This is a genomic window from Erythrobacter sp. HA7-11 (assembly GCF_055693605.1).
The window spans coordinates 1,189,313-1,214,956 of sequence record NZ_JBVFUF010000002.1; the positions used below are offsets into that span (position 1 = coordinate 1,189,313).

Annotated in this window: 21 protein-coding genes, 1 tRNA gene and 2 pseudogenes; 19 read left to right on the top strand and 5 right to left on the bottom strand. The window is 60.2% G+C overall.

Annotated elements, in window-relative coordinates; all coding sequences use genetic code 11:
• Window positions 1-28 precede the first annotated feature (28 nt).
• The 5 genes and pseudogenes from ACZ1GU_RS06180 (at window position 29) to ACZ1GU_RS06200 (ending at window position 5,496) form a co-directional block, all read left to right on the top strand.
• Window positions 29-214, top strand: coding sequence for a hypothetical protein (locus tag ACZ1GU_RS06180; RefSeq protein ID WP_472647187.1), 186 nt, complete (start codon window positions 29-31; stop codon window positions 212-214).
• Entirely contained in the window at window positions 211-2,115 is a 1,905-nt protein-coding gene (locus ACZ1GU_RS06185; RefSeq protein WP_472647188.1) for a hypothetical protein, read from the top strand. Before ACZ1GU_RS06180 ends, ACZ1GU_RS06185 begins: the two co-directional genes overlap by 4 nt.
• A gap of 15 nt (window positions 2,116-2,130) precedes the next feature.
• A complete protein-coding gene (locus ACZ1GU_RS06190) occupies window positions 2,131-3,012 on the top strand; it encodes a tyrosine recombinase (protein ID WP_472647189.1) in 882 nt (293 codons plus the stop codon).
• A gap of 10 nt (window positions 3,013-3,022) precedes the next feature.
• Window positions 3,023-3,968: pseudogene (locus ACZ1GU_RS06195) on the top strand (acetyl-CoA carboxylase carboxyltransferase subunit alpha).
• Between the two features lie 52 nt (window positions 3,969-4,020).
• Window positions 4,021-5,496, top strand: a complete 1,476-nt coding sequence (locus ACZ1GU_RS06200; protein WP_472647190.1) for a M48 family metalloprotease — start codon at window positions 4,021-4,023, stop codon at window positions 5,494-5,496.
• A 102-nt stretch (window positions 5,497-5,598) separates the two neighbouring features.
• Here ACZ1GU_RS06200 and ACZ1GU_RS06205 read toward each other — a convergent pair whose 3' ends face one another.
• The gene (locus tag ACZ1GU_RS06205) at window positions 5,599-5,772 is read right to left on the bottom strand and encodes a Flp family type IVb pilin (RefSeq protein WP_472647191.1); all 174 of its coding nucleotides are present in this window, start codon (window positions 5,770-5,772) and stop codon (window positions 5,599-5,601) included.
• Window positions 5,773-5,888: 116 nt separating this feature from the next.
• Window positions 5,889-6,071 carry a Flp family type IVb pilin gene (locus tag ACZ1GU_RS06210; RefSeq protein WP_472647192.1) on the bottom strand — a complete coding sequence of 61 codons (183 nt, stop codon included), beginning with the start codon at window positions 6,069-6,071 and terminating at the stop codon, window positions 5,889-5,891.
• Window positions 6,072-6,169: 98 nt separating this feature from the next.
• Between ACZ1GU_RS06210 and ACZ1GU_RS06215 the strand changes: the two genes are divergently transcribed.
• The 4 genes from ACZ1GU_RS06215 (at window position 6,170) to folE (ending at window position 8,175) form a co-directional block, all read left to right on the top strand.
• Window positions 6,170-6,595 (top strand): (deoxy)nucleoside triphosphate pyrophosphohydrolase, encoded by a 426-nt coding sequence (locus ACZ1GU_RS06215; protein ID WP_472647193.1) that lies wholly within the window; start codon window positions 6,170-6,172, stop codon window positions 6,593-6,595.
• Between the two features lie 48 nt (window positions 6,596-6,643).
• Window positions 6,644-6,720: transfer RNA gene (locus ACZ1GU_RS06220), tRNA-Arg, on the top strand.
• A gap of 163 nt (window positions 6,721-6,883) precedes the next feature.
• Window positions 6,884-7,375, top strand: coding sequence for a hemerythrin domain-containing protein (locus ACZ1GU_RS06225; protein WP_472647194.1), 492 nt, complete (start codon window positions 6,884-6,886; stop codon window positions 7,373-7,375).
• A gap of 176 nt (window positions 7,376-7,551) precedes the next feature.
• Window positions 7,552-8,175 carry a GTP cyclohydrolase I FolE gene (gene folE, locus ACZ1GU_RS06230; protein ID WP_472647195.1) on the top strand — a complete coding sequence of 208 codons (624 nt, stop codon included), beginning with the start codon at window positions 7,552-7,554 and terminating at the stop codon, window positions 8,173-8,175.
• Between the two features lie 70 nt (window positions 8,176-8,245).
• Here the strand turns inward: folE and ACZ1GU_RS06235 are convergent, their stop codons facing one another.
• Entirely contained in the window at window positions 8,246-8,725 is a 480-nt protein-coding gene (locus ACZ1GU_RS06235) for a redoxin family protein (RefSeq protein WP_472647196.1), read from the bottom strand.
• 337 nt (window positions 8,726-9,062) lie between these two features.
• On the opposite strand from ACZ1GU_RS06235, the gene ahcY reads away from it, so the two are divergent.
• The 8 genes and pseudogenes from ahcY to trxA all read left to right on the top strand — a co-directional run bounded on the left by ahcY (window position 9,063) and on the right by trxA (window position 21,927).
• The gene (gene ahcY, locus ACZ1GU_RS06240; RefSeq protein ID WP_472647197.1) at window positions 9,063-10,481 is read left to right on the top strand and encodes an adenosylhomocysteinase; all 1,419 of its coding nucleotides are present in this window, start codon (window positions 9,063-9,065) and stop codon (window positions 10,479-10,481) included.
• Between the two features lie 113 nt (window positions 10,482-10,594).
• Window positions 10,595-12,920, top strand: a pseudogene (locus ACZ1GU_RS06245) (sensor histidine kinase).
• The gene (tsaE, locus tag ACZ1GU_RS06250) at window positions 12,920-13,363 is read left to right on the top strand and encodes a tRNA (adenosine(37)-N6)-threonylcarbamoyltransferase complex ATPase subunit type 1 TsaE (protein WP_472648724.1); all 444 of its coding nucleotides are present in this window, start codon (window positions 12,920-12,922) and stop codon (window positions 13,361-13,363) included. The pseudogene ACZ1GU_RS06245 and the gene tsaE overlap by 1 nt, the downstream one beginning before the upstream one ends.
• Window positions 13,360-14,349, top strand: a complete 990-nt coding sequence (locus tag ACZ1GU_RS06255; protein WP_472647198.1) for an aminoglycoside phosphotransferase family protein — start codon at window positions 13,360-13,362, stop codon at window positions 14,347-14,349. The genes tsaE and ACZ1GU_RS06255 overlap by 4 nt, the downstream gene beginning before the upstream one ends.
• Before the next feature lie 29 nt (window positions 14,350-14,378).
• A complete protein-coding gene (locus ACZ1GU_RS06260) occupies window positions 14,379-15,068 on the top strand; it encodes a nucleotidyltransferase family protein (RefSeq protein ID WP_472648725.1) in 690 nt (229 codons plus the stop codon).
• Window positions 15,061-18,066, top strand: a complete 3,006-nt coding sequence (locus tag ACZ1GU_RS06265; protein WP_472647199.1) for a PD-(D/E)XK nuclease family protein — start codon at window positions 15,061-15,063, stop codon at window positions 18,064-18,066. The genes ACZ1GU_RS06260 and ACZ1GU_RS06265 overlap by 8 nt, the downstream gene beginning before the upstream one ends.
• The gene (addA, locus tag ACZ1GU_RS06270; protein WP_472647200.1) at window positions 18,063-21,557 is read left to right on the top strand and encodes a double-strand break repair helicase AddA; all 3,495 of its coding nucleotides are present in this window, start codon (window positions 18,063-18,065) and stop codon (window positions 21,555-21,557) included. The genes ACZ1GU_RS06265 and addA overlap by 4 nt, the downstream gene beginning before the upstream one ends.
• Before the next feature lie 49 nt (window positions 21,558-21,606).
• The gene (trxA, locus tag ACZ1GU_RS06275; protein ID WP_472647201.1) at window positions 21,607-21,927 is read left to right on the top strand and encodes a thioredoxin; all 321 of its coding nucleotides are present in this window, start codon (window positions 21,607-21,609) and stop codon (window positions 21,925-21,927) included.
• Between the two features lie 24 nt (window positions 21,928-21,951).
• Here the strand turns inward: trxA and ACZ1GU_RS06280 are convergent, their stop codons facing one another.
• Both ACZ1GU_RS06280 and argJ read right to left on the bottom strand, forming a co-directional pair.
• Complete coding sequence (locus tag ACZ1GU_RS06280; protein WP_472647202.1) at window positions 21,952-22,764, bottom strand: inositol monophosphatase family protein; 813 nt, start codon at window positions 22,762-22,764, stop codon at window positions 21,952-21,954.
• Window positions 22,761-23,990, bottom strand: coding sequence for a bifunctional glutamate N-acetyltransferase/amino-acid acetyltransferase ArgJ (gene argJ, locus ACZ1GU_RS06285; protein WP_472647203.1), 1,230 nt, complete (start codon window positions 23,988-23,990; stop codon window positions 22,761-22,763). The genes ACZ1GU_RS06280 and argJ overlap by 4 nt, the downstream gene beginning before the upstream one ends.
• 114 nt (window positions 23,991-24,104) lie before the next feature.
• On the opposite strand from argJ, the gene ACZ1GU_RS06290 reads away from it, so the two are divergent.
• Window positions 24,105-24,860: a TonB family protein gene (locus ACZ1GU_RS06290; protein ID WP_472647204.1), complete on the top strand. Its 756-nt coding sequence runs from the start codon at window positions 24,105-24,107 to the stop codon at window positions 24,858-24,860.
• Between the two features lie 302 nt (window positions 24,861-25,162).
• Complete coding sequence (locus ACZ1GU_RS06295) at window positions 25,163-25,642, top strand: energy transducer TonB (RefSeq protein ID WP_472647205.1); 480 nt, start codon at window positions 25,163-25,165, stop codon at window positions 25,640-25,642.
• Window positions 25,643-25,644 lie beyond the last annotated feature (2 nt).

Sequence of the window (25,644 nt, forward strand, 5' to 3'; positions counted from 1 at the left end):
CCTAGAGATGGGGTAGGGCGCTTGCAACATGGCACGTTCACCCGGCACACTCAGACCTATGGATAATTCGGCTGGCTCAAGCGGTTTGCGTGGTCGGTGGCAATGGTATTTGCTGGCGGTGATAATTATTGTGATCGCGCTCGCTTGGATTGATGGCGGTGAAGAACCGCTGCATCCTATCGAGCAGGAAATTGAGGTGCCGGAAGGGCAATGATGGAACGCTTTGGGATCAAGTGGGTCGGCGGAAAACCAGCTGTCGCAGCAGCTGCGATGGGTGCTGCTGTGATCACGGGTGCGATGGCAGCAAGCTATGCGGGCGCACAGGATGCACCGGAATCGCTGCTACCGCCGGGCTTTGACGATCCTGCGCCGCCTCCACCTCCGCCGCCACCGCCTCCACCGCCGCCATCAGGTGGGGGCGCGCCTTCGGCCGGATCATCTTCGCCAGGTGGGGGGATAGCCCCGCCGCCATTGCCGGGTGGAGGGGGTAGCGTTGACTTGCCGCCGGTCCCGAGCATCTCAAGCGGTGAGCTTGGCCGCTTGCCCAGCGTCGAAGAGCTTGAGGCGATGTCGACCGACGATCTCGACGAATTGCTGGGTCTTTCGCCGAGTTACGACATTCCGCCGGCGGCGCGTCGCCGGATGACGCAAGTAGGACTGCTGGGCGAGGACGAGGGCGGCGTGCCGACAGCGTCGCTCGCCAAGCAACCCGCATCGCTAGTGCGCGCCGCGCTCGAAGGGACCAAGGGCCGCCTGGTCTCGCGCTGGGGACACATTCTGTTGCGCCGCGCAGCTGCAAGCCGGCTTGAAGCGCCTGATGGTATGAACCCGGCAGAATTCGCCGCCTTGCGTATAGCTTTACTCAACCGTCTCGGGGAGTTTACCGCCGCGCGTGCGCTCGCTCAGGATGTCGACACCGGCAATTGGAACGACGCGCTGACCGACGCGGCGCTCAATGCCTATGTCGGTTCGTTCGATTTTGTCGGCGCGTGTCCGGTTGTACGGCTTAAAGGCGGCGAACGCGAAGACCCTCAATGGGTCATGTGGCAGGCGATTTGCAGCGCCTATGCGGGCGAGTCAGCCATTGCCAATCGTGAGCTCAACCGGGCGCTTGATGGCGAAATTGCGCCCGCGATCGATATCTTGCTTGCGCGCCGTTATGCTGGCGCTGCGGGTAGTGGTCGGCGCGCGGTCGAGATTGAATGGGACGGGGTAGAGGAATTGAACCCGTGGAGATTTTCGCTCGCCAACGCAGTCGGTGAACCGATCCCGGAAAGCCTGCTCGAAAATCCGGGCGCCTATTTCGCGCGGTCTGCAGCGACCGGGCCAGCGGTTCCGCTCGATCAGCGCGCCGCTTTCGCGCAAATTGCAGGCGCTGAGGGTATCCTGTCATCCTCAGCGATAGTCGATCTCTACAGCCAGATATACGCCGATGATGGGCTAGAGGGCGATGGCGCCGACACCGCCGTGCAATTGCGCGAAGCATATGTCGCAAGCGAAGCATCGGATCGGCTTGCGGCAATGCAAAACATTTGGGGTCCGGATGGTGGCTATGGCGGCTATGTTCTGACAGCTTACGCAGCCGCACGCATGCCGGCTCAAGCTGCCTTCGCCGATGAATCGGGCGATTTGATCGCCTCTATGCTCACGGCTGGCCTGGATCGCGACGCTTTGGCCTGGGCCGAGGTAGCGCCTGCTGGAAGCATGGGTTGGGCGTTGATTACCTTGTCGCAGGCGCAGCGCGGGGTTCCCGCTTCGACCGAAGATCTCGACGAATTCATCAGCGACGATGACAGCGAAGACAGCCGCAAATCGCAATTCCTTATTGCAGGACTTGCGGGACTGGGACGGATCAGCAGCGCGGATCGTGACAGCTTCTCAAGCGATCTCGACATGAATTTGTCACGCAGCACCAAGTGGACACAAATGATTACCCAAGCGGGTGAGTATCGCAATCAGGCGCTCGTGTCGTTCCTTGCTGGGTTGGGCATGCAGGGAGAAAGCTGGGGTCAGATGACGCCACTGCACCTGTATCATATCGTCTCTGCGCTTAACGCAGCAGGCCTTGATGCTGAAGCGCGGATGATCGCAGCGGAAGCGGTCGCTCGCGGCTGATCGGGAGCGGCGCTGATGTCAGCCGCGACGGACGCCTTTCTCGATATGCTCGCGGCCGAACGCGGCGCGGCGGCCAATACCTTGGCAGCCTATCGGCGCGATCTTGCGAACACTGAAGAATTGATCGGCGATCCCGCCAAAGCGGCGCGCGATGATGTCGCCAAATTGGCGGGCGAATGGGCGAGCCTTGCTCCTGCGACTGTGGCGCGCAAAGCCTCGACACTCAGGCAGTTCTTCGGTTTCGCGCTGGATGAGGGCTGGCGCGATGATGATCCATCAGGTGCCTTGCCGCAGCCCAAGACGCGGCGCCCTTTGCCAAAGGTGCTCTCGCACGATCAGGTCGAACAATTGTTCGCCCGCGCGGAGCTGGAGGCGGAAAGCGAAAAACCGGATGCGGTGCGGCAATTGGCGCTGCTCGAACTGCTCTATGGGTCGGGCCTGCGCGCGACAGAGCTCGTTTCGCTGCCCATCAGCGCAGTCCCGCGCGACGCGCCGCTGCTGACGGTGATGGGCAAAGGCGGTCAGGCGCGCATGGTTCCGGTGAGCGAAAGAGCGCAGCACGCGCTGGCCCGCTGGCTCGAATTGCGCCCGTCCGACCCGCGTTTTTTATTCCCTTCGAGAGGCGGTAAACATCTGTCGCGCGTGCGACTTTTCCAGATATTGAAGGCACTGGCAGCGCGCGCCGACCTCGACCCGGCAGGGATCAGCCCGCACGTTCTGCGCCACGCGTTTGCCACGCATCTGCTAGAGGGCGGGGCAGACCTTCGCGTCCTGCAAACGCTGCTCGGTCATGCCGATATCGCCACCACGCAGATATACACCCATGTCGACGCCGCACGGCTGGTGGAACTAGTCAATTCGCGCCACCCGCTTGCCACCCGCCGCAACTCGGACTAGCGGAACAGGCATGAACGCTTACCTCGAATTCGAGAAACCCGTCGCCCAGCTGGACGAGCGCATCAAGGAATTGCGCAGCGCAGCTGAAGGCGATGACGTCGATATTGCATCTGAACTCGCGCGGCTTGAAACCAAGAGCGCCGATCTGCTCGCCAGCACCTACGCTTCGCTAACGCCGTGGCAGAAGACGCAAGTCGCTCGGCATCCCAATCGTACCGCATCTGCGCGACTATATCGAGCACGCGTTTGAGGATTTTACCCCACTCGGCGGCGACCGCTATTACGGAGATGACCAGGCGATAATCGGCGGATTCGCGCGGCTGAATGGTCGCCGTGTGATGCTGATCGGGCATGAGAAGGGTCACGACACCGAAACGCGCATCAAGCACAATTTCGGCATGGGCAAGCCAGAGGGCTATCGCAAGGCTATCCGCCTTATGGAGATGGCGAGCCGATTTGGACTGCCAGTGGTGACATTGGTCGATACCTCCGGTGCATTCCCGGGCGTTGAAGCGGAGGAACGCGGTCAGGCCGAAGCGATTGCTCGCTCGACCGAGGCCTGCCTAGCGCTACGCGTGCCCATGGTTGCGGTGATTGTAGGCGAGGGTGGTTCTGGCGGTGCCGTTGCTCTCGCTAGCGCGGAACGGGTCCTTATGCTCGAACATGCGGTATATTCTGTGATCTCGCCCGAAGGCTGCGCGTCGATCTTGTGGCGCACGGCGGACAAGGCCCCTGAGGCAGCGCAGGCGATGAAGGTCACCGCGCAGCACTTGAAGCGGCTCGGTGTCATCGACCGCATCATCAAAGAGCCTGTCGGCGGCGCGCATCGCGATCCGATCGCTACCGCGAAGAACCTTGCCAAAGCGATCGGCCAGGAATTGGACGGGCTTATCGACTTACCGAGCGAGACGCTCATCCGAACGCGGGAGGAACGATTCCTCCAGATGGGCGGTTAGGTAAAGGACAGCCAAAACCATAACTTGCGTCATATTTGAGGAGAATAGAACCGTGTCGAAAGTCACCCATAGGATCGCCCTGGCAGGCTCAGCACCCCTCGCACTTCTCCTTTCTGGTTGCCTTGGCGGCGGTGAAATTCCGTCTGCCTCAACCCCGATTACGCAAACAGAGGCTCAGCAGGGAGCTGAGTTTCACCCCAAATTGCTCGCCGAATTTGGTGGCGCGATGACCGGTCCACGGGCCGCCTATGTGGAGCAGGTGGGCAAGAATATCGCCGTGCACTCAGGTCTCGGCAATGCGCGTGAGAGCTTTACGGTGAGCACGCTCAACAGCTCGGTCAATAACGCGTTCGCGGTGCCCGGCGGCTATATTTATACGACCCGTCAGCTGGTCACCTTGATGAATAACGAGGCCGAATTGGCCGCGGTGCTCGGACATGAAGTTGGCCACGTTGCCGCGCGTCACTCACAGCGTCGCCAACAGAGGTCACAGCGCAACACGCTGCTCGGCGGGTTGGGCGCGATCCTTTCAGGCGTTCTGCTGGGCGACAGCCAGCTTGGCAACACGCTTAGCCGCGGCTTCTTACAGGGCTCGCAGATGCTGACACTGAGCTTCTCGCGCAGTCAGGAATTGCAGGCCGATGATCTCGGCATCGAATATCTTAGCCGCGCCGGGTACGATCCGCGCGCGATGGGGACCGTGCTGGCCAGCCTTGCGGCGCAAAACTCGCTGGATGCGCGTTTGCAAGGACGCGGAGATGCGAAGGTTCCAGCTTGGGCTTCCACTCACCCTGACCCAGCAAGCCGGGTGCAAGCCGCGCTGTCAAAGGCGGGGACAGTCGGCGGTGTGACGAATCGCGACACCTTCCTCAGTCGGATCGACGGCTTTATTTATGGAGATGACCCCGCGCAGGGCGTGATCGAGGGACGGCAATTTATCCATCCTGACCTGCGCTTGTCCTTCACCGCGCCCCAGGGCTTCTACATGGTGAATGGCACGCGCGCGGTGAGCATTAACGGGCAAAGCGGGCAGGCTCAACTGACCTTGGCTCCCTATGCCGGCGACCTTGATGCCTATGTCCGCCAGCAGTTTACCGCCTTGGGCAATGAGCAGCAGCGGATTACGCCATCACGAATCGAACGCACAACCGTGAATGGCATTCGTGCGGCTTACGGCACTGCGCGGGTGAACAACGGCAATTCGCAGGTCGATGTGACGATCTTCGCGTATGAGTTCGCCAATGACCGCGCCTATCATTTTGCTGCGATCACACCTGCAGGGCGGGGCAACACTTTTGGACCGATGTTTAATTCGATGCGGCGGGTTAGCGCGAGCGAGGCGAGTAATGTTGTGCCGCGCCGGATTGATGTGGTGACAGTGGGCCGGAGCGATTCGGTACAATCGCTGTCTCGTCGGATGGCCTATTCCGATGCGCAAGAAGCGCGATTCCGGGTGCTTAATGCCCTCGGTTCAGGCGAAGGGGTGCGTCCCGGGCAAAAGGTAAAGCTGGTGGTGCGCACCCGATAAAAGCGCTGACGGGCGAATAACGCACTCGTCAAATCTAATGCAGGCACAAAAAAAGCGGCGGGGAAATCCCCGCCGCTTCTCTTTGGCGTATCGCCTTAAGACTTATGCGTCTTCGTTTGCCATTTCGGTAGCAACTTCAGAGAAAGTCTCGTCGAGCTGGTTGCCGAGGCTCTGCATAGCAGTAATAGCAGCAACAGCGATAAGAGCAGCAATCAGGCCATACTCGATAGCGGTTGCACCCTGCTCGTCAGCGAAAAGCTTGTTGAAAAATTTCATTTGTAGTCTCCTGGTTCAGTCTTCGTTACCCGTGTCGACCCCTGTTTGGGTTCGGACAGATTGCGGTTTAATCGGCAGCTATTGAAAAATTGCTAACTCGCAGCCTTTCAAAAGTCTTAATCTGACGACGCCTCCACATTTGTTCTGACAGTTGCCCAAAGCCCGGTGTTTTCGTTAGCGACAGCTTCCAAAGACCCGATGACTCCGATCACGATCAGACTCACGATCAGGCCGTATTCAACTGCGGTAGCCCCTGCTTCGTTATTTTTGAGTTCCCGAAGGAATGTCTTCAAAAGCATGGTTCCACCCGTTGCTTACGTTTCTGATGACACCCCAAATGAGCCAGGCCGGTTAAAAAAGTGTTGATGCGGGCCAGAAAGATGGAAAAAATTCCGACATGCTGACTGAGTGGATTCCCGTAGTTGCCGGCGCATTGTCGAGAAAAGACGGGAGGTTCCTGATGCATAAACGTCCGCTCGAAAAGCATCACGGCGGGCTTTGGGAATTTCCGGGAGGCAAGGTCGAACCGGGCGAGACCCCAGTAAATGCGTTGATTCGTGAGTTGCACGAAGAACTGGGCGTCGAAGTGACGGCGAATAATTGCCGGCCTTCCGGCTTTGCTGAGGAGCCTTTCGAACCCGGCTGTCAGCCGATTGTCATAATGCTTTACACAATCGGCGATTGGGATGGGGTGCCCTGTGCCTTGGAAGGCGGCGAAGTCGACTGGTTTACATCGAGTGAAATCGAGGCTTTGGACAAACCACCGCTGGATATCGCTCTCGCGGCACAACTCTTCAAAAAAGGCGACATGAATTGGTGCTAAAGGGATTGCCAAGCGCGCGAAGCCCCCTTATGTGCCGCCCCTCTACGCGCGCCAGTAGCTCAGCTGGATAGAGTACCTGACTACGAATCAGGCGGTCGGAGGTTCGAATCCTTCCTGGCGCGCCAAAAAAGCCCACCCCAGCAAGGGGTGGGTTTTTTTGTTGGGTCATGGGTAGGATCGAGCTTCGCAAATCGAACTGATGCGTCGGCCAATCCTATCTAGGGCGTGGCACATTCTCGGAACATTTCCTCCGCAAATTCATTGGTAAAATGAAAGAAGAGGAGATTTATGTCACAGGAAACTACCGTTCTGAACCGCTTGAAGTCCGACCACGACCGTCAGCGCGAGCTGCTCGATAGAATCGCGGAAACCAGCGGCGATACGGAAGAGCGCCGCGAGCTTTTCACCGAATTGACCAAGGAATTGAAGAGTCACGCGGCAGCCGAAGAGCAGGCCGTCTATTCCGAAATGCTCGCCGATCCTGAAGTCAGCGATGAAACGCGCCACTCGGTCGCAGAGCACCATGAGATTGATGAGATGCTCAACGATCTGGCAGCGACGGACATGGGCTCACCAGGCTGGCTGCAGAAGTTCAAGCAGCTCGATCATCGTTATCGTCACCACATCAATGAGGAAGAAGACGATCACTTCCCTGATTTCGCCGAACAGATCGACGAGGCGATGGACAAGGAAATGACCGAGGCTTTTGACGATCGCAAGCAGGCGGAAAAGGCAGCGGCCGAGGTGACACCTGAGAAAATGGAAGACGCCAAAGAATAAGCTCCATAGGCAACTAGCGAGAGCGCCCTCGATCCAATGGATCGGGGCGTTTTCTTATTTCCCCAGAGCTAATTAGGAACCACGGGCTTTCACCGGCGTTGTCGAACTTGGGATCGGAAGGAAATTGTGGAGGGCCGGGTAGAGAGTCCGTCCGCTAGCTGAGAAAGCGAATAGCCATGAACTACATAAACGTGCATGATCACACGGAATTTGACCCGGAGAATCCATTGAACAAGCCAGAAGTGCCCGAGGATGTGCAGGACGCTGTGCGAACGCTGATCCGTTGGGCGGGTGATGATCCGGAGCGCGAAGGACTGATCGATACGCCTAAGCGAGTGGGGCGTGCGTGGCTTGAATATTGCGCGGGTAATAAAGAGGATCCTGCCGTTCACCTCAGCCGCATTTTCGAAGAGGTCGGCGGCTATGACGAGATTGTTTTGCTTAAGGACATCCCGTTCCATTCGCATTGTGAGCACCACATGGCTCCGATCACAGGCAAAGCGCATATCGCCTATCTGCCGAACAAGAAGGTTGTGGGCATCTCGAAGTTGGCGCGCGTTCTGCACGGCTTTGCGAACCGGCTACAGGTGCAAGAGCGCCTCACCGCCGAAGTCGCAGACTGCATCTGGGAGCATCTTGAGCCACAGGGCGTCGCCGTCGTTATCGAGGCCGAGCATGGCTGTATGACTGGGCGCGGCGTAAAAGTGCATGAGGTCGAGATGCTGACCAGCCGCATGCTCGGTTGCTTCCTCGAAGATCACCGCAGCCGCAAAGAGGTGATGAGCCTGATGGGATACTGATCAACTCGCAGATGACCAAAAAGAAGGGCGCCTCAACCGGGCGCCCTTCTTGTTTGCGATGTGATGATCTTTAGAGCTGATCGAGCATGTAGTCCGCGCTTGAGACTTTGAACTCGCCGCCCTCTTCCACGTTGAGTTGTTCGACCACGCCATCATTCACGACCATTGAGAATCGCTGGCCGCGTTTGCCCATGCCAAAGCCGCTGCCGTCCATCGTCAGGCCAACGCCTTCTGCAAACTCCGCATTGCCGTCTGCCAGCATGGTGATGTCGTCAGACCCTGCGGCCTGGTTCCATGCGCCCATGACGAATGCATCGTTGACGGCTGTGCCCACAATTTCATCGACGCCTTTGGCCTTCAGTTCGTCGGCCTTCTCGACAAAGCCGGGCAGGTGCTTGGCAGAGCAGGTCGGCGTGAACGCGCCGGGCACAGAGAACAGCGCGACCTTCTTGCCAGCGAAGTAATCTGCCGACTGGACCTGCTCCGGTCCGTCGGCGGTAGCCTTTACCATTGTTACATTGGGCAGCTTATCGCCAACTGAAATCGTCATAATCCGTGCCTCCTTTGCGGCTTCATTCCTTATTGCACTTAATGCACTTGAGGCCAGCTTCAAGGCGAAAGGCCATGCTTAATTTGGCTTCACCGTGGTGGTTGAACAATCAGTAAACCGCGCGCGCGATAAATGACGTAGTTCTGGTAATTTAGAGCGTTTTCACACCTCGGGCCTTCGGGCGCGGAGTGAGGCGGCTGCGCATGCCCCCGCGCAGCCGCCGATCCTGTTTGAAGGGGATATAAAGAAAACTTTATATTTGCTTGTCGGGCCTGTGACGGCTAGGTGCGCCGGATAGTTTCAATCTACACCAATTTTGCATTCCCCGGAGACACTCATGGCCACCGCTGCCGCTACTCAAGACTATATCGTCAAAGACATTTCGCTCGCGCAATATGGCCGCGACGAGATCGCAATTGCTGAAACTGAAATGCCGGGCCTGATGGCTCTGCGCGAGGAATATGGCGCGTCGCAGCCGCTGAAAGGCGCGCGCATCACTGGATCGCTGCACATGACGATCCAGACAGCTGTGCTGATCGAGACGCTCGTCGCGCTCGGTGCCGAAGTGCGCTGGGCGACTTGCAATATTTTCTCGACGCAGGACCACGCTGCTGCCGCTATTGCCGATAAGGGCATCCCTGTGTTCGCGATCAAGGGCGAAACACTCGCTGATTACTGGGACTATGTTGGCCGCATCTTCGACTGGTCGACCGATTCCGACCCGGACCTGACCGCAAACCTCATCCTCGATGATGGCGGCGATGCGACCATGTTCGCGCTGTGGGGCGCGCGGATCGAAGCTGGCGAAGAAATGCCTGCGCCTGCAAACGCTGAAGAGATCGAATTCCAGCGCGCGCTCAAAGCCTTCGTTGCGGCAAAGCCGGGCTACCTCACCAAGAGCGTTAAGAACATCAAAGGCGTGTCCGAAGAGACCACCACCGGTGTTATGCGTCTTTACCAGATCGCCAAGCAGGGCAAGCTGCCTTTCCCCGCGATCAACGTGAATGACAGCGTGACCAAGTCCAAATTCGACAACCTCTATGGCTGTAAGGAATCTTTGGTCGACGCGATCCGCCGGGCAACTGACGTGATGCTGGCCGGTAAGGTCGCTTGCGTTGCCGGTTATGGCGATGTGGGTAAGGGCTCGGCAGCTTCGCTGCGCGATGGTGGGGCCCGCGTGATGGTCACCGAAATCGACCCAATCTGCGCGCTGCAAGCGGCGATGGACGGATACGAAGTCGTCTCGATGGAAGAAGCAGCCAAGCGCGCTGACATCTTTGTCACCGCAACCGGCAATGAAGACGTGATCACCGGCGAGCACATGAAGGCGATGAAGAACATGGCCATCGTCTGCAATATCGGTCACTTCGACAGCGAGATCCAGATTTCCGCGCTCGACAATTACGAGTGGAAGGAAATCAAGGAAGGCACTGACCTTGTGACAATGCCGGACGGCAATTCGCTGTTGATCCTCGCCAAGGGACGCCTGGTGAATCTGGGCTGTGCCACCGGTCACCCAAGCTTCGTGATGAGCGCAAGCTTCACCAACCAGACGCTGGCTCAGATCGAACTGTTCACCAAGGCGGATGAGTATCAGAACGACGTCTATGTTCTGCCCAAGCACCTCGATGAGAAGGTCGCGGCTCTGCACCTCGATAAGCTTGGCGTTGAGCTCAGCAAGTTGAGCCAGAAGCAAGCCGATTACATCGGTGTGCCAAAGGATGGACCGTTCAAGCCGGATCATTATCGCTACTAATCCGCGCCGTTCATCGACAATTTCCAAAGAGCCCTCGCAAATAGCCTAATTTGCGGGGGCTTTTCATTGCGCAGCCGTTGCAACATGGCAGCTCTCGTCATAGCTCAGCAGCGATGGAATTCTCGCCCACCGCATTGGCTTTGATCGGCCTCGTGCTTGCCGCATGGACGGTGGGTGCGGCTGTGCTGATGGCCCGGGCGGGCAAACAGACCCGTCGGACCAAGGCATTGCAAACATCGCTGCGGCGGATGCAGCATATGCTTGATGTCGCGCCAGCTATTCCATTGCTGGTTCGGGTCGATGGCCGGATTGAAGCGCCAGAACGCCTCGCACGCTGGTTGGGGCTGGAGTCAATGCCGCTCTATCTCAGCGAACTCGACGCAGAAGGCGGTGAAGGGCTGACCAAAGAGCAGCTTGCCGAGCTTTCCGAAAATGTTCGCCGTACGCAGAAGACCGCAGCGCCATTCCAGATGGCGCTCACTCCGCCAGGCTCGGAACGCAGTCTCGCCTTGCAGGGAGCGCTTGCTGACGCGCGTGTTTCACCCGGCGGCGCGGCTCTGGTATGGGTGTTCGACTTTTCCGAAAGCGAAGACGAATTGTCGCGCCTGCGCGCCGCAGCCATGCGGGCCGAAAGCGATTTTGCTGCGCTGATCGGCCTGATCGAAGCCGCACCGATGCCGATGTGGTTCCGCGCATCGGACATGAAATTGCGGCTTGTGAACCAGGCCTATGTCGATGCGGTCGGAGCGGAAGATGCGGCGGCGGTGATCAACAACCAGATTGAGCTGATCGAGGAAATGGATGGGCAAAAGCCGTCGGAAATCGCCCGCGCATCGCTAAAGGCGCAAGAGAAATCTGAGCGCATTGTGCCTGCGACCATTCTTGGCCAGCGCCGGTCTATGCGGGTCAGCGACCTACCGCTCGGCAGCGAAGGTGTCGCTGGCTATGCCATCGATATCGAAGAGCAGGAGCAAGAGCGCCGCGAGTTTCGCGCCTATCGCGATGCGCAGCGCGCGATGCTCGATCAGCTTTCCGTGGGTGTTGCGCTGTTCGATGCAAAAGAGCAGCTCAGCTTTGCCAACCGTCCGTTCCGTCGCCAGTTCGGCCTCGCCAATGAGGCGGTGAGCGGCCTCGGCTTTGCGCGCTTCTTGTCGGACGCGCGCGAACAGGGTTTGACGCCGGAAGTGCGTGACTTCCCTGAATGGCGGCGCGAGCATGTTGCATGGTTCGAGGCGTCGGAAACCATTGAAGAAGCATGGCCGCTGTCAGGCGGAACGCACTTGCGCATCGTCGCGCAGCCGATGCCCGATGGCGGACTGGTGCTGATCGCGGAAGATCGCACCGAAAGCCTCTCTCTATCCGCGACGCGTGACACCCTGCTGCGAACCCGCACGGCGACCCTGGATAGTTTGTTTGAAGCGCTGGCGATCTTTGCGCCCGACGGATCGGTGCAATTGTGGAACCGGAGCTTTGCTGGGACGTGGGGACTATCAAGCGAGTTTCTCGACACCCACCCGAGCGCACAGGAACTGCTCGATGCGATTGCGGAGAACCTCGTCAAACCGCAGCAATCCAAGTCGATCGGCGCGGTGGTGCGCGCGGCCACGCTTGACCGTCAGGAAAAAGGCGAGCCGGATCGAGCTTAAAGATGGGCGCACACTGGAATTTGCGGGCGTGCCGCTGCCCGATGGCAACGGGCTTCTGACCGTGCTCGACATCTCCGCCTCGCAAAACGCGGAAAAAGCTCTGGTCGAACGCAATCAAGCACTTGAAGAGGCGGACACGGTCAAAGCGCGCTTCCTCGCCAATATGTCGTATGAATTTCGCACCCCGCTCACCTCGATCGGCGGCTTTGCCGAGCTGATCAAGAGCGGCGCGGCGGGCGAGCTCAGCGAGCAAATGGGCGAATATGTCGATGCAATCATAGAGAGCGTTGCGCGGCTGACCGATCAGGTCGAAAACGTGCTCGATCTGTCGCAAAGCGAAGCTGGTCTGCTGCCGATCAGCAAGCAAGATGTCGACCTGCTGCCGTTCCTCACCGCGCTTGTTCGCGAGCGTGAGAGCGCGATTATTGAAGCGGGACTGGGCCTTGACCTGCGCGGCAAGAAGGGGCGGGTCGTGCAAGCTGATCCGCGCCAATTGGGCCGCGCGCTTGGCAATCTGCTCGACAACGCGATTGCGGGCACTCCGGCGGATGGGCAAATCCTGATCAACATTGCGGCGAAAGAAGGGTTGGTCGAAATCGTCATCTCCGACAATGGCAAAGGCATGAGCGCAGAAGAACTGGCCCTCGCGCTTGGCACGTCAGGCAATCAAGATGGAAAACGTGCAGGCCTTGGCATTCCGCTCGCTAAGCAATTGATTGAAGCGCATGGCGGAACGCTTGAAATGCAAAGCGAAGAAGGCGCGGGGACGACCGCGATCATTCTTCTGCCGTGATGGAAGTTGACTTGCCCGATCTCGCGGCGATGGACGCTTTTGGCAAGCGGATCGCAGAGCAATTGCGCGGTGGCGATGTGGTTGCGCTTTCCGGGGGATTGGGCGCGGGCAAGACGACGCTCGCGCGCTCCATCATTGCGGCTTTGGGGTATGAAAACGAAGTGCCTTCGCCGACCTTCACCATCATCGAAACCTATGATGCGCCGCCGCCGCGACTGCCGGTCGTCCATGCTGATTTCTATCGTTTGGAGCACCCGGACGAGCGCCATGAGATCGGCCTTGATGATTACCGCGAAGGCGCTGCTCTTATCGCCGAATGGCCCGAGAATGCAGGCGGTTTCGCGCATGAGGCGGCTTGCCTCTCGATCACACTTGAAACTGTGGGGCAGGGGCGCAAAGCGACTGCCCAAGGCGGCACGGATTGGGTAGGACGGATGCCATGAGCGATCTTCCCGACGGACTTCACGCCTTTCTTGATTCTGCCGGTTGGGGCGATGCCGTAATCGACCCGATTCCCGGCGATGCCTCGTTCCGCCGCTATTTTCGTCTTCGCAAGGACAGCGGTGAGGGCGCGATGCTGATGCATGCGCCGCCGCCGCATGAAGACCCGGTGCCGTTTTTGAATGTCGCCGAGTGGCTCACCGAAAAGCAAATGCGCGCGCCGCAAATCTATGCCAGCGATCCAGCACAAGGATGGGTTCTGACCGAGGATTTCGGCGATGATCGGATGCGGGACTGGCTCGATGACAACCCAGAGCGTGAGCGCGCGGCTTATGAGGGTGCGATTGACGCACTGGTCGATTTGCACGCCTGTGAACCCGGCCCGTTCGCGCCTTACGACATGCCGACTTACGCGCGTGAAGCAGCGCTTTTGACCGAATGGTATTGCCCGGCGCAGGGTCTCGATGTTGACGCGGCGGGCTATCATGCAGCGTGGGAAGAAGCGCTATCGCCGATGATTGCGCGGCAATCGCCGGGCGTGACGGTGCTGCGCGACTATCACGCGGAAAACATCATGCTGCTGGGCGATCCGGCCCAGCGCGCACCGCAGGGCTTGATTGATTTTCAGGACGCGTTGGTCGGACATCCGGCCTACGATCTCGTGTCGCTGTTGCAAGATGCGCGGCGCGATGTCTCGGAGGAATTGGAGGCGGCGATGCTTGCGCGCTATCTGGAGCGTGCCGAAGCCGATGAGCATTTTGCCGCCGACTATGCGCGGCTTGGCGCGCAGCGAAACGCCAAGATCGTTGGCATTTTTACGCGTCTCTACAAGCGTGATGGCAAGCCGCGTTATCCGACGCTGATCCCGCGTGTTTGGAAGGCGATGGAGCGCGATCTCGCGCATCCGGCTCTCGCGCCGGTCGCAAGCTGGTTTGATGCAAATATCCCGGCGGAATTGCGCGCAAGTTTTGGCGGAGAGATCAAGTGAGCAAGTCTGAGCTTGCCAGCGACACTGCGATGGTCATGGCCGCAGGTTTGGGTAAACGGATGCGGCCGCTGACGGCGAGCCAACCCAAGCCGCTCGTGCGGGTCGCGGGCAAGCCGCTGATCGACCACGCGCTTGACCGGCTCGCCGAGGCCGGCGTCGCGCGCGCTGTCGTCAATGTGCATTACCTTGCCGACGCGCTCGAGGCGCATGTGAAAGAGCGCGGTGCGCCGCAGATCATCGTCTCGGATGAGCGCGATGAATTGCTGGAAACCGGCGGCGGACTGATCAAGGCAAAGTCGCATCTGCCCGACCCATTCTTTTGTCTTAACGCCGACAATATCTGGCTCGATGGTCCGAAGGACGCGTTTCACGATCTGTCGAAGAGCTGGAACCCGGATATTATGGACGCGCTGCTCCTCGTGGTCCCCCACGCGCAGGCGCGCAATTTCGCCGGACCGGGCGACTTCCATATGGATACGCGAGGGCTTTTGAAGCGACGCATCCCAGGGCGGATCGCGCCCTTCATTTACACCGGCATCCAGCTGATCTCGCACCGCCTGCTGCGGGACGCGCCAGAGGGCAGGTTCTCGACCAATGTGCTGTGGAGCCGCGCGATTGAGGAGGGCCGCCTGTTCGGCGCATCCTTCACCGGCGAGTGGTTTGAAGTGGGCACGCCCGATGCGATCCGGCCAACCGAAGATGCGCTGAAGGGTGGCTGACCGCAAAGAGCCACACGTATACTCCATCGCCGCGCATCGCGGCTTTGCCGATGCGCTGGTTGCGGGTTTGGTCCCGCGATATTCGGAGGAAGGCTTGGGGCTTGCGCGTCTCACCTTGCTCGTTCCATCGAGCCGCGCTGCGCGGACAATCAGCGAAGCTTTCATACGTCACGCGGGTGAGGCGGGCACGCCGGGTCTGCTAATGCCGCGCATGGTCGCGGTTGGCGATCTCGACCTCGACGAGAAGCTCGGCACTCTGCTCGACCCTTTGGGCGCGAGCGACATTCCACCTGCGATTGAGCCGACGCGCCGCTGGTTTGAGCTTGCGCATTTGCTGCGTGAGGAATTGCAGGGCGGCCAGGCGCCGCTTCCGCCCGACGCAGCGATCCTGCGCATGGCGCGCGATTTGGCTCGCACGATGGATCGCTTGCTAGTCGAGGAAAAGGCGCCTGAAGACCTGCTTGACGACACTGTGCTCAACCTTGAGCCGAGCCTTGCCAAGCATTGGCAGGAATCGATCCGCACCTTTGCCCGAGTGCAGGCGCGCTGGCGCTTTGCTCTCGATGAAAGCGGGCATGTCGATGCGGCAACGCGGCGCAATATGCTGTTTGACCGGGCTGCACGCGAATGGAAATCCAGCCCGCCAACAATGCCGATTGTCGCTGCTGGCGTGACCAGCGCTGCGCCCGCGCTTGCACGAATGCTGCGCAGCATGGCGGACCTCGATAACGGCGCGGTGATCCTGCCCGACCTTGATCTCGCAATGCCGAAAGAGGCTTGGGAGGAGCTCGGCCGCGCGGGGCAAAGCGATGAACCGGGCGGTGAGGTCTTTGGCCAGGATGATGCGCTCACCCACCCGCAATATCACCTCAAACTGCTTTTGGGCCGGATGGGCATCGCTCGCGAGGAGGTACGGCAATGGCATCGCAAGGGGCTGGGCGCGGCGGAACCGGCGCGCACGCATGCGATCAGTTCGCTGTTCCTGCCGCCAGAGGCGAGCGCCAGCTGGGTCGATCTTCCCTCAGACAAGCGCCGCCTTGCCGATGTGCGCTTGCTCACCAGCGCGACTTCGGAAGAGGAAGCCCAGGCCATAGCGCTGCTCGTGCGCGAGAAGCTGGAAGAGCCGGAAAAACGCATCGCCGTGATCAGCGGGGATCGTAGCCTGGCGCGGCGCGTGACGCAGCATTTGGCGCGCTGGAACATCATCGCTGACGATTCCGCGGGCCGCCCGCTGTCGCTCACCGCTGCGGGCCGGTTCTTCGCATTGCTTGGTGAACTGGCGAGCGGCATCATGACGCCAACTGCGATTATCGCCGCGCTGGCGCATCCTCTGGTCCGATCGGGCGATGAGCGGCGCGAATGGCTAGCGAACCTGCGCTCATTTGAGCGGGAGCTGCGCGGACCGTCACCCGCTTCCGGTTTCGGTCCTTTGCGCGAAGTCGCCGAAAAAGCTGGCGTGTCTGATTGGTGGGCGGAGGCTGAAGCGTTGCTTTCACCTCTTGGAATCGAAGGCAACACCGTTGCGCTTGCCGATGCGCTTGATCTGCTGAGCGCTGCTGCCGAAGCGCTGGCGGGTGTGGGCGTTTGGGCGCGCGAGGATGGCCGCGCTTTGTCCGCGATGGTCGAAGATCTGCGGCTTCACTCCCGCGCCAGCGGCACTCAGCTTTCGCCGCGCGATTTGGCAAATACCTTGCGCGATGCGATGGACGAGATCGCCGTGAGGCCGCCCTATGGCGGGCATCCGCGCGTCGCGATTTACGGCTTGTTGGAATCGCGCATGGCGCGCGCCGACCTCGTCATCTGCGGCGGCTTGAACGAAGGCACCTGGCCGCAGAGCCCTTCACCCGATCCGTTGCTCGCGCCCGGAGTGCTGCGCGCGCTCGGAGTGCCCGGCGCGGAGTTTCGCATCGGCCTTGCCGCGCATGACCTCGCCGGAGCCATGGGCGCGCCCGAAGTGGTGCTGAGCCGGGCAGAGCGCGACAAGGACGGGCCGACGATCCCCTCGCGTTTCCTGTTGCGGGTTGAGGCATTGCTGGGCGAGCTCTCGGATGATTACCGTGAGGAGACTATCCCCGCGATCCTGCCGCAGCTCGACCGGGCGGTTGCGCGTGCGCCGCAATACCCTCGTCCGGCGCCAGATCCTTCCTCAGAGCAGCGTGCCGTCCCGATCAAGGTTACCGCGCTCGACCGACTGCTGGGCGATCCGTACCAGTTCTATGCCGCCGAGGTTCTCGCGCTCAGACCGCTCGAGCAATTGGAGGCCGACCCGTTTAGCGACCCAGCTCTGCGTGGCACTTTGACGCATAAAATCCTCGAGCTGTGGCATGAGGCGAGGGCCAGCGACCCGAAAGCCGACATTGTCGAAGTCGCGGAGGTGCATTTCCGTGAGGCGCAATGCCATCCGCTGTTCATGGGCCTGTGGCGACCACGCCTGCTTGCGGCGCTCAAACGGTTTGCCGAATGGATCGACGCCTATGAGGATCGCGAAGTTGTCGCGTGGGAGCGCAAAGGTTCGATGGTGGTCGATGGCGTGCGGGTTTATGGCCGCGCAGACCGGATTGACCGGCTGGCTGACGGCACTCTGGCGATCGTCGACTATAAGACGGGGCGGCCACCGAAATCGTCCCAGGTCGAGGCGGGTTTCGCGTTGCAATTGGGTTTGCTCGGGCTGATTGCACGCAATGGCGATTTCGAGGGCCTGTCGGGTGAGGCCACTGGCTTTGAATATTGGTCGATGGCGAAAGACGGCGGCGAGTTTGGCTTCATCGACAAGCCCATGAAAGTCGATGGCAAGCGAAGCGGATTATTACCCGAAGAGTTCTTGCCCAAACACGAGGAAAAGCTCGCCGAGGCGATCCGCCGGTTCATCAAGGGCCGCGATCCGTTCACCGCGAAAGAGAACCCGGACTATCCCGGCTACACCGATTACGATCAGTTGATGCGGCTCGAAGAGTGGAACATTACGCTCGCCGATGACGATGCGGATGGTTCGGCATGAGCGGCAAGGTTTTCGAGCTCAAGGGCGATCAGCTAAACGCGGCGAATCCGGCGGACAATGTCTGGCTGTCGGCTTCGGCAGGGACAGGCAAAACGCAAGTGCTTTCCGCGCGTGTGCTGCGGCTGTTGCTGCGCAAGGATGTCGATCCAGGCCAGATCCTTTGCCTGACCTTTACCAAGGCGGGCGCGGCGGAAATGGCCAACCGGATCAATGCGGTGCTCGCGCGCTGGGTGCGGCTGGAACCGACCGCGCTTGCGACCGAGCTTGGCCACCTGGGCGCGGATATCGGTCCCGAGACGCAGGCGCGTGCGCGCACTCTATTTGCGAGCGTGCTTGATTGCCCGGGCGGCGGGTTGCGGATCGATACGATCCACGCTTTTGCCCAGTGGCTGCTCGCGAATTTCCCCGGCGAGGCGGAGCTGCAACCCGGCGCCAAGCCGATGGAGGATCGCGAGCGCGATCATCTGGCACGCGAAGTGCTTTCTGGAATGCTCGAAGAAGCTGAGCGAGTAGGTGACCAAAAGGTGCTCGATGCGGTCGGTCTGTTTACTACGCGCAAAGATCCCGACGCCTTGCGCGCTTGGTTGATGCGGTGTGCCAGCGCACGCGAGATGTGGCTCGGGCCAGGTGCGTGGCAGCCGCCGATGAAATCGCGGGTCAATCGCCTGCTCGATATGCCGGTCGATGCGGATGAAAGCTGGGCCGAAGAGGTATTCCACCCCGACACTTTTCCGGACCATCAATTGCGCGTGATGCTGCCGCCTCTCATGGCTTGGGGAACAGCGACAGGCAATAAAGCAGTCGAAGCCATCAAACTATGGTTGTCTCTCGATCATGCAGATCGTGTTGATCGCACGGACTTGTTGCTTGGAACAGTGCTCACGAAAACTGGCAAGCCGAATGGCAAGCTGTCTAAGCCGCAAAAGGATGATCCCAAGTTTGTGGTTCGCCAAGAAGAGATTGCCGATGTCATGCGTCAGCATTCGGAGCGACGCGCGCTGCTCAGCCTCGCTGAATTGCTCGCGCCTGCGCTTGAGTTGGGGCGCGCCTTCGCGCTGCGCTGGGAAGAGGCAAAAACCCGCGAGGCGCTGCTCGACTTTGACGATCTGATCCAGCTCGCCGCAGACCTGCTTGGGCGCAAGGAGGCCTCAGACTGGATCCGTTACAAGCTCGACCGTCGTTTCGATCACATCCTGATCGACGAGGCGCAGGACACCAATAGCGCGCAATGGGATATCGTTTTTGCGCTGATCGATGACTTCTTTTCGGGCGAGGGCGCAGCCGGCGACAAGTTGCGCACGATCTTCACCGTCGGCGACTACAAGCAGGCGATCTTCGGCTTTCAAGGGACCAGCCCAGAGAACTTTGCGCGTGCCAAGGACAAGGTGAACGCCGCGATCGAAACGGCGCGTGCCAATGCCGCGCAAGTGCGGCGCAGGCGTTTGCCGAATTGGCGCGACCTCGACCTTGGCGAGAGCTTCCGGACTTCCAATGCGGTGCTCGAATTCGTCAACCGAGCGATTGATGCGGTTGGCGCGGGCGCGTTTGGACTGAAGGACGAACCCGAGCCGCATAGTGGCGAAGAACGCGCGGGCCTCGTGACCATGTGGGAGCCGGTGCGCGGAGCATCGGAAGACGGCGATGATGAGCAGGATTGGCTCGCCAAGCACGACCGTCAATTGGCTGACAGGATCGCTGAGCAAGTGCGCCGCTGGCACACCCGCGAAGAGCCGTTCATACTCGCGAAGGACAAGGCCGATCCGCGCGCAGCGAGCGCGGGCGATGTCATGGTGCTGGTCCGCAAGCGCAAGGATCTGGCTGCGCTGATTGTCGCGCGCTTGCATGCCAAGGGCGTTCCCGTGGCGGGTGTCGACCGGCTGAGACTGGGCGCGCCGCTGGCGGTTAAAGACCTGCTCGCTGCCTTGCGATTCGCCGCGCAGCCACTCGACGATCTGATGCTGGCAAATTTGCTAGCAAGCCCGCTGATCGGGTGGTCGCAGGATGAGCTGCTCGAATATGTTCCTCGCGACAAAGGCGTGCGGCTCTGGGATCATTTACGCAAGTCGGAAGAGCCGTTCGTTGCCGAAACGGCGGAGAAGCTGCGTGAATTGCTGCGCCTTGCCGACTATGAAACGCCGCAGGCTTTGCTCGCGTGGTTGCTCATCGGACCGTGGCAGGCACGCGCCAAGCTTGTCGCTCGGCTGGGGCGTGAGGCGAATGATCCGATTGATGAGCTGGTCAAAGCAGCTTTCGCCTATGAAAGTGCGAGCGTCCCGAGCCTTGTCGGCTTCCTGCAATGGTTCGACGCTGGCGAAGGTGAGCTGAAGCGTGATCCGGGCGAGGCGGGTGAGCAGGTGCGGGTGATGACCGTGCACGGTTCGAAGGGACTGCAGGCGCCGATTGTGATCTTGGCCGATGCGACCGGAGAGCCGGGGCAGGGCGGTTCGATTGAGTTGGAAGAGACGCCGCTTGGCGAGGATACGACTACGGATGACAGGCGGATTGTCCCGCTGCCGCGCCTTTCCAAAGAGGAAAAAGCCGGTCCGGTCAGCGATGCCGACGAAGCTGCGACCATCGCTGAGATGCAAGAGCATTGGCGGCTGATGTATGTCGCGATGACCCGCGCGGAAGAAGGGCTGTTCGTTACCGGATCGCTCGGTCCGCGGGACCAGAACGGCCCGCATGAAGATAGCTGGTATGCGCGGCTTGCGCCGATCTTTGAAGAAGACCCGCTCGAGGATGAATTGTGGGGCGCACGGCGAGAATGGGGTTATCGCGCGATGCATTTCCCGGAGGCCACGGGAAGCGATGTGTCGGGGAGCGCGGTGGAACTGCCCAAATGGGCGCGTACGCCGATTGGCCCCGAGCCGCGACCGCCGCGTCCTCTCGCTCCAAGTTCCGCCGGTGAGGACGTGGCCGCTGATCCGCCGCTCGCGCCTGAAGTGGCTAAGGTCGCCGCGCGGCGCGGGGTTTTGATCCACGCGCTGCTTGAGCGGCTTCCCGAGATTGCGCCGGACGAACGCGATTTCGCTGCCGAAGTATGGCTCGAGCGCCAGGCGAGCGACCTTTCGGAGCAGGCGCGCCGCGAAATGGTCGAGCAAGCACTCGGTGTTATCTCTGACCCGCAATTCGCAAACATCTTCGCGCCGGGTGCCTTGGCTGAGGTTCCGCTTGCCGCGACGGTCGGCGGGATCGTGGTTGCAGGAACGGTCGACCGCCTACTCGTCACCGAGGATCGCGTCACCATCGTAGACTACAAAACTACGCGCCGCCCGCCGGCATCCTCGGACGAGATACCCGCTGCGACGCTTAAACAGATGGCAGCCTATGCCGCCGCGCTGGAAGTGATTTATCCGAACAGAGTGATCGAAGCGGCCGTGCTCTACACTCAAACCCCGCAGATTTTCGCACTTTCACCCGAGCAAATCGCATTACACAAGAACGCTTTGGGCGGCGCGCAGGAAAGCTATCCACCGCCGATGGTTGAGTGAAACGCAAACGCGCCTAGATAGGACCCAACCGAATAACAGGAGACATTCCATGGCAACCTTCGCCGTTACCGATGACAGCTTCAAATCCGATGTGCTGGACAGCGACACCCCCGTTCTGGTCGATTTCTGGGCGGAGTGGTGCGGCCCGTGCAAGATGATTGGCCCTTCTCTTGAAGAAATCAGCGCCGAGCTCGATGGCAAGGTGAAGATTGCCAAGATGGACATTATGGAAAACACTGGCGTGCCGGCAGACTTTGGCGTCCAGTCGATCCCGCTGATGGTGCTGTTTAAGAACGGTGAAGCGGTCGCGCAGAAACTGGGCGCGGCTCCGAAAAGCCAACTCAAAGAGTGGATTGAAAGCGAATTGTAAGAGCTTTGAGCGTTGGCGCGGTCGTTAGGTCGGCTGCGCCAACATCCGCTTCACAAACGCATCCCACAGGGCTGGGCTAGAAGCGCCGACCATGCCCTCCATATCGCCTTGATCCACGCGGTATTCGCTGCCGTCGAGCCGAGCTGCCTTCCCGCCCGCTTCGTTCAGCCACAAGACGCCCGCTGCGTGATCCCAGGCGAGCGTGCGCTTGAAAGTCGAAACGTCGTTTTCACCCAGAGCGAGCCGGGGATATTGTTCAGCGGCGCAGCGCGGGATGTCGGTCAGCGCATAATGCGGCGCGATTTTGGCATCGACTTCGGCGCGTTCTTGTTCATCCAGAAACATTTTTGAGATTGCCGCGATCGGCGGGTTGTGGCCGCTGGTGCGAGCGGTGATCTGCACACCGTCAATGAAAGCGCCTTCGCCCTTTTTCGCGTGGCACAGGCGGTCGCGCACCGGGTCGTACAGCCACCCTGCTACCGTCTCGCCAGCATCGGCCAGCGCGATGATAATCCCGAACGGCTCCTTGCCCTCCGCGAAATTGGCTGTGCCGTCGAGCGGGTCGATGATCCAGCATTGCTTCGAGAGGTTATCGAGCACGCCCGCGTCCTCATGCGCAGTCTCTTCGCCGACGATGGGCACGCCGGGCGCAAGCTTGGTCAGCGCTTCGGATAGAAAGGCTTCGACCTCGCGGTCCACCACGGTGACGGGGTCATCTTCGCCTTTCAGCTCGATCTCATCATCGCTGAGCGCGCGAAAACGCGGCAGCATCGATCCGCGCGCGGCAAAACGCAGCAGGTCGCGGATTTCGGCGTCCAAGGCGGAGAGTTCGCTCATGAGCGATAATCTGCATTGATCGAAATATAGCCATGCGTGAGGTCGCAGGTCCAAACCGTCGCGCGGCCATCACCCAAGCCCAAATCGACAGCGAGGTCAATCTCCTCGCCCTTCAAATGCTCGGCAACGGGGGCCTCGTCATAGTCCTCGACCGGCAGGCCGTTCTTCGCCGCCCAGACGCCGCCAAAGGCGATCGAGAGCGTGTCGCGATCTGCCGGTTCGCCTGCTTTGCCGACTGCCATGACGACACGGCCCCAATTGGCATCCTCGCCCGCGATAGCGGTTTTGACCAGCGGTGAGTTGGCGATGGCAAGGCCGATGCGGCGCGCGCTGTCATCGCTCGCGGCGCCCGAGACGCGCACGGCGATAAACTTGGATGCGCCTTCGCCGTCCCGCACCACGAGATGCGCGAGTTGGCGGCAGATATCGGTGAGCGCTGCGGCGAAGGCGTCGGCACCGGGGCTGTCCCATCCGGTGATGCGCGCATTGCCCGCTTTGCCGGTCGCGAAGGCCATCACCGTGTCGCTGGTCGAGGTATCGCCATCGACGGTGATGCAGGAATAGGTTGAGGCATTGGCGCGGTTCAACAGCTGTTGCAGGAAGTCCGGCGCGATGTCGGCATCGGTGAAGATATAGCCGAGCATGGTCGCCATATCGGGCGCGATCATGCCGCTGCCCTTGATAATCCCGACAAGCTCGACGCGCTGCTCGCCTATCATGGCAGAGGCATGCGCGCCTTTCGGGAAGGTGTCGGTCGTGCCGATCGCGCGTGCTGCGTCCTCCCAGCTTGCCTCGGTTGCGGTGAAGGCCGCGGCAAGGCCTTCGCGCGCTTTGTCCTTGGGCAACGGAACGCCGATCACGCCGGTGCTCGAGACGAAGACCTGCTCTGCAGCGCAATCCAGATGCCCGGCAGCTTGCGCCATGATCTGCTCGACCGCTTCGCGCCCGCGATAGCCTGTAAAGGCGTTGGCATTGCCCGAGTTAACGACCAAGGCGCGCGCCGAGCCTTGCGCGATATTTGCCCGGCCAAGCTCAACTTCGCTCGATGCGCAGGCGCTTTGCGTGAAGACGCCCGCAACGCTGGTGCCCTCGGAAAGCTCGATAAATGTGAGGTCGGCCCGGTCCGCGCCTTCCTTGTATCCGGCACGCGCCACGCGCGCAGAAACTCCCGCAATTTGCGGCATGTCGGGGAAGGGGCGAGCCAGCGGCGAAGTCGTCAAGTCCATGGGGCTCGCCCTAGTGGGCAACGCTATCAACCGCAATTCCCGCTTGGTTCTTTGTTGTTAAGCTTCGCTTTGATAAGGCTTGAGCTCACTTCACAAAACGGGCGGGAATCTACGATGAAGTTCAATCTGTTGGTCGCGGGTGCAGGCGCGCTCATTCTTACTCAGCCAGCCTTGGCGCAGTCAGCTCAGGAGGCCGCCGAAGATGCAGCTGAGGCAGTTGCCGAAGCAGCTGAAGATGTTGCTGAGGAAGCTGGGGATGATACTCCTGTTCTAATGGCACCACCGCCGCTGCCGCTTCGCGTAGCTCCAGCGCAGCCCTATCCCAGCGACCCGCGTCCAAATCAAACGCTCTTCCGCCTGATCAAGCCGGTAGATTATCCTGTCGAGGCATGGAATGCGGATCAGGAAGGGTTCGTCGGCTACGATATCCAAGTGAGCGCGGATGGAACCGCGGAGCGATGCTATGTCACCGAAAGCTCCGGCCACGCACTACTCGATAAGGCCACCTGCGATCTGGTGATGGAGCGGCTCACGTTTGATCCAGCTCTTTCTGACGAGAATGAAGCGACTTCCGGCACCTTTTCAGGCTCCTACACCTGGCGCAAGCGCGAACCGGAAATGCCGCAAATGGCCATCACTTTTCGCTATCTTCAAGACGAGCAGGGGGTCACGAGCGAATGTGAGTTCCTGAGAATGGAAGGCGATATACCCGACAAGATGATGAGGGATATTGAAAGAGACCGCGAGCGTGGTCGGCTTTGTCCGGGGAACGGGAGCAATCGCGGGATCCCGTACCGCGATGAAAATGGAGTTCCGATTGCAAAGCGGGTGACGGTGACTTTTGATGTCGTGCTGGAGGATGTGGAATGAACGCGCGGCTGATGAATTGCGCAAAAGCGCTCGCTCCGATCCTTGCGATCACTGTCGTGCAACCAGCCTCGGCGCAATCGGAAGGAACCGCATCTCAGGCGAAGCCAGAGGCCAGGCAAGTCGTCCCATCGCCGCCAGCGCCCCCTGCGCCTTCCTCGGTAGAGATACCACCGCCTGCACCTCCAGCGATCCGCATCCCGCCACCTCGGCCTCAGGCCCGTCCGATGCCAGCTTAACGGCCAACGACATACGAACGAGGCGCGAGGCCCATCGAACAGTATTACTGGTATCGCAATGTCACTATGCCCGCCGATCTGTATCGTCAGAGAGCCGAAGGGCTTGTGAGTTATCAGGTCGATCTTGACGAGGAAGGACGCCCAAGCAATTGCCTTGTTACCGAGACCAGTGGTTTTCCAGCGCTTGACATTTTGACCTGCGATATCGTCGTTTCCAAAGGCAAGTTTGTCTCGGCGCTTGACGAAGCGGGTGATCCAATTGCGTCGACCTATTCCGGATATAAGTCATGGGATCACAAGCCCCACGATCTCAACGATTTCGATATCATAATTAGGGTGGTTGTAGATGAGAACGGTGAGCAGACGTCGTGCGAAGTGGTCGAGCAAACCGGGATTATGCCTCAAGGCTTTAACGGTGAAAGCCCGTGCAGGGGGCTAGTCAGGGGTCAGGGCCCTTACCGCGATGAAAATGGTGTCCCGCAGGCCCGCGAAATGGTGTTCAAGGTTTCGATCGAAGGCTCCGAGCCAATAGCTGACGGCGAGTAACT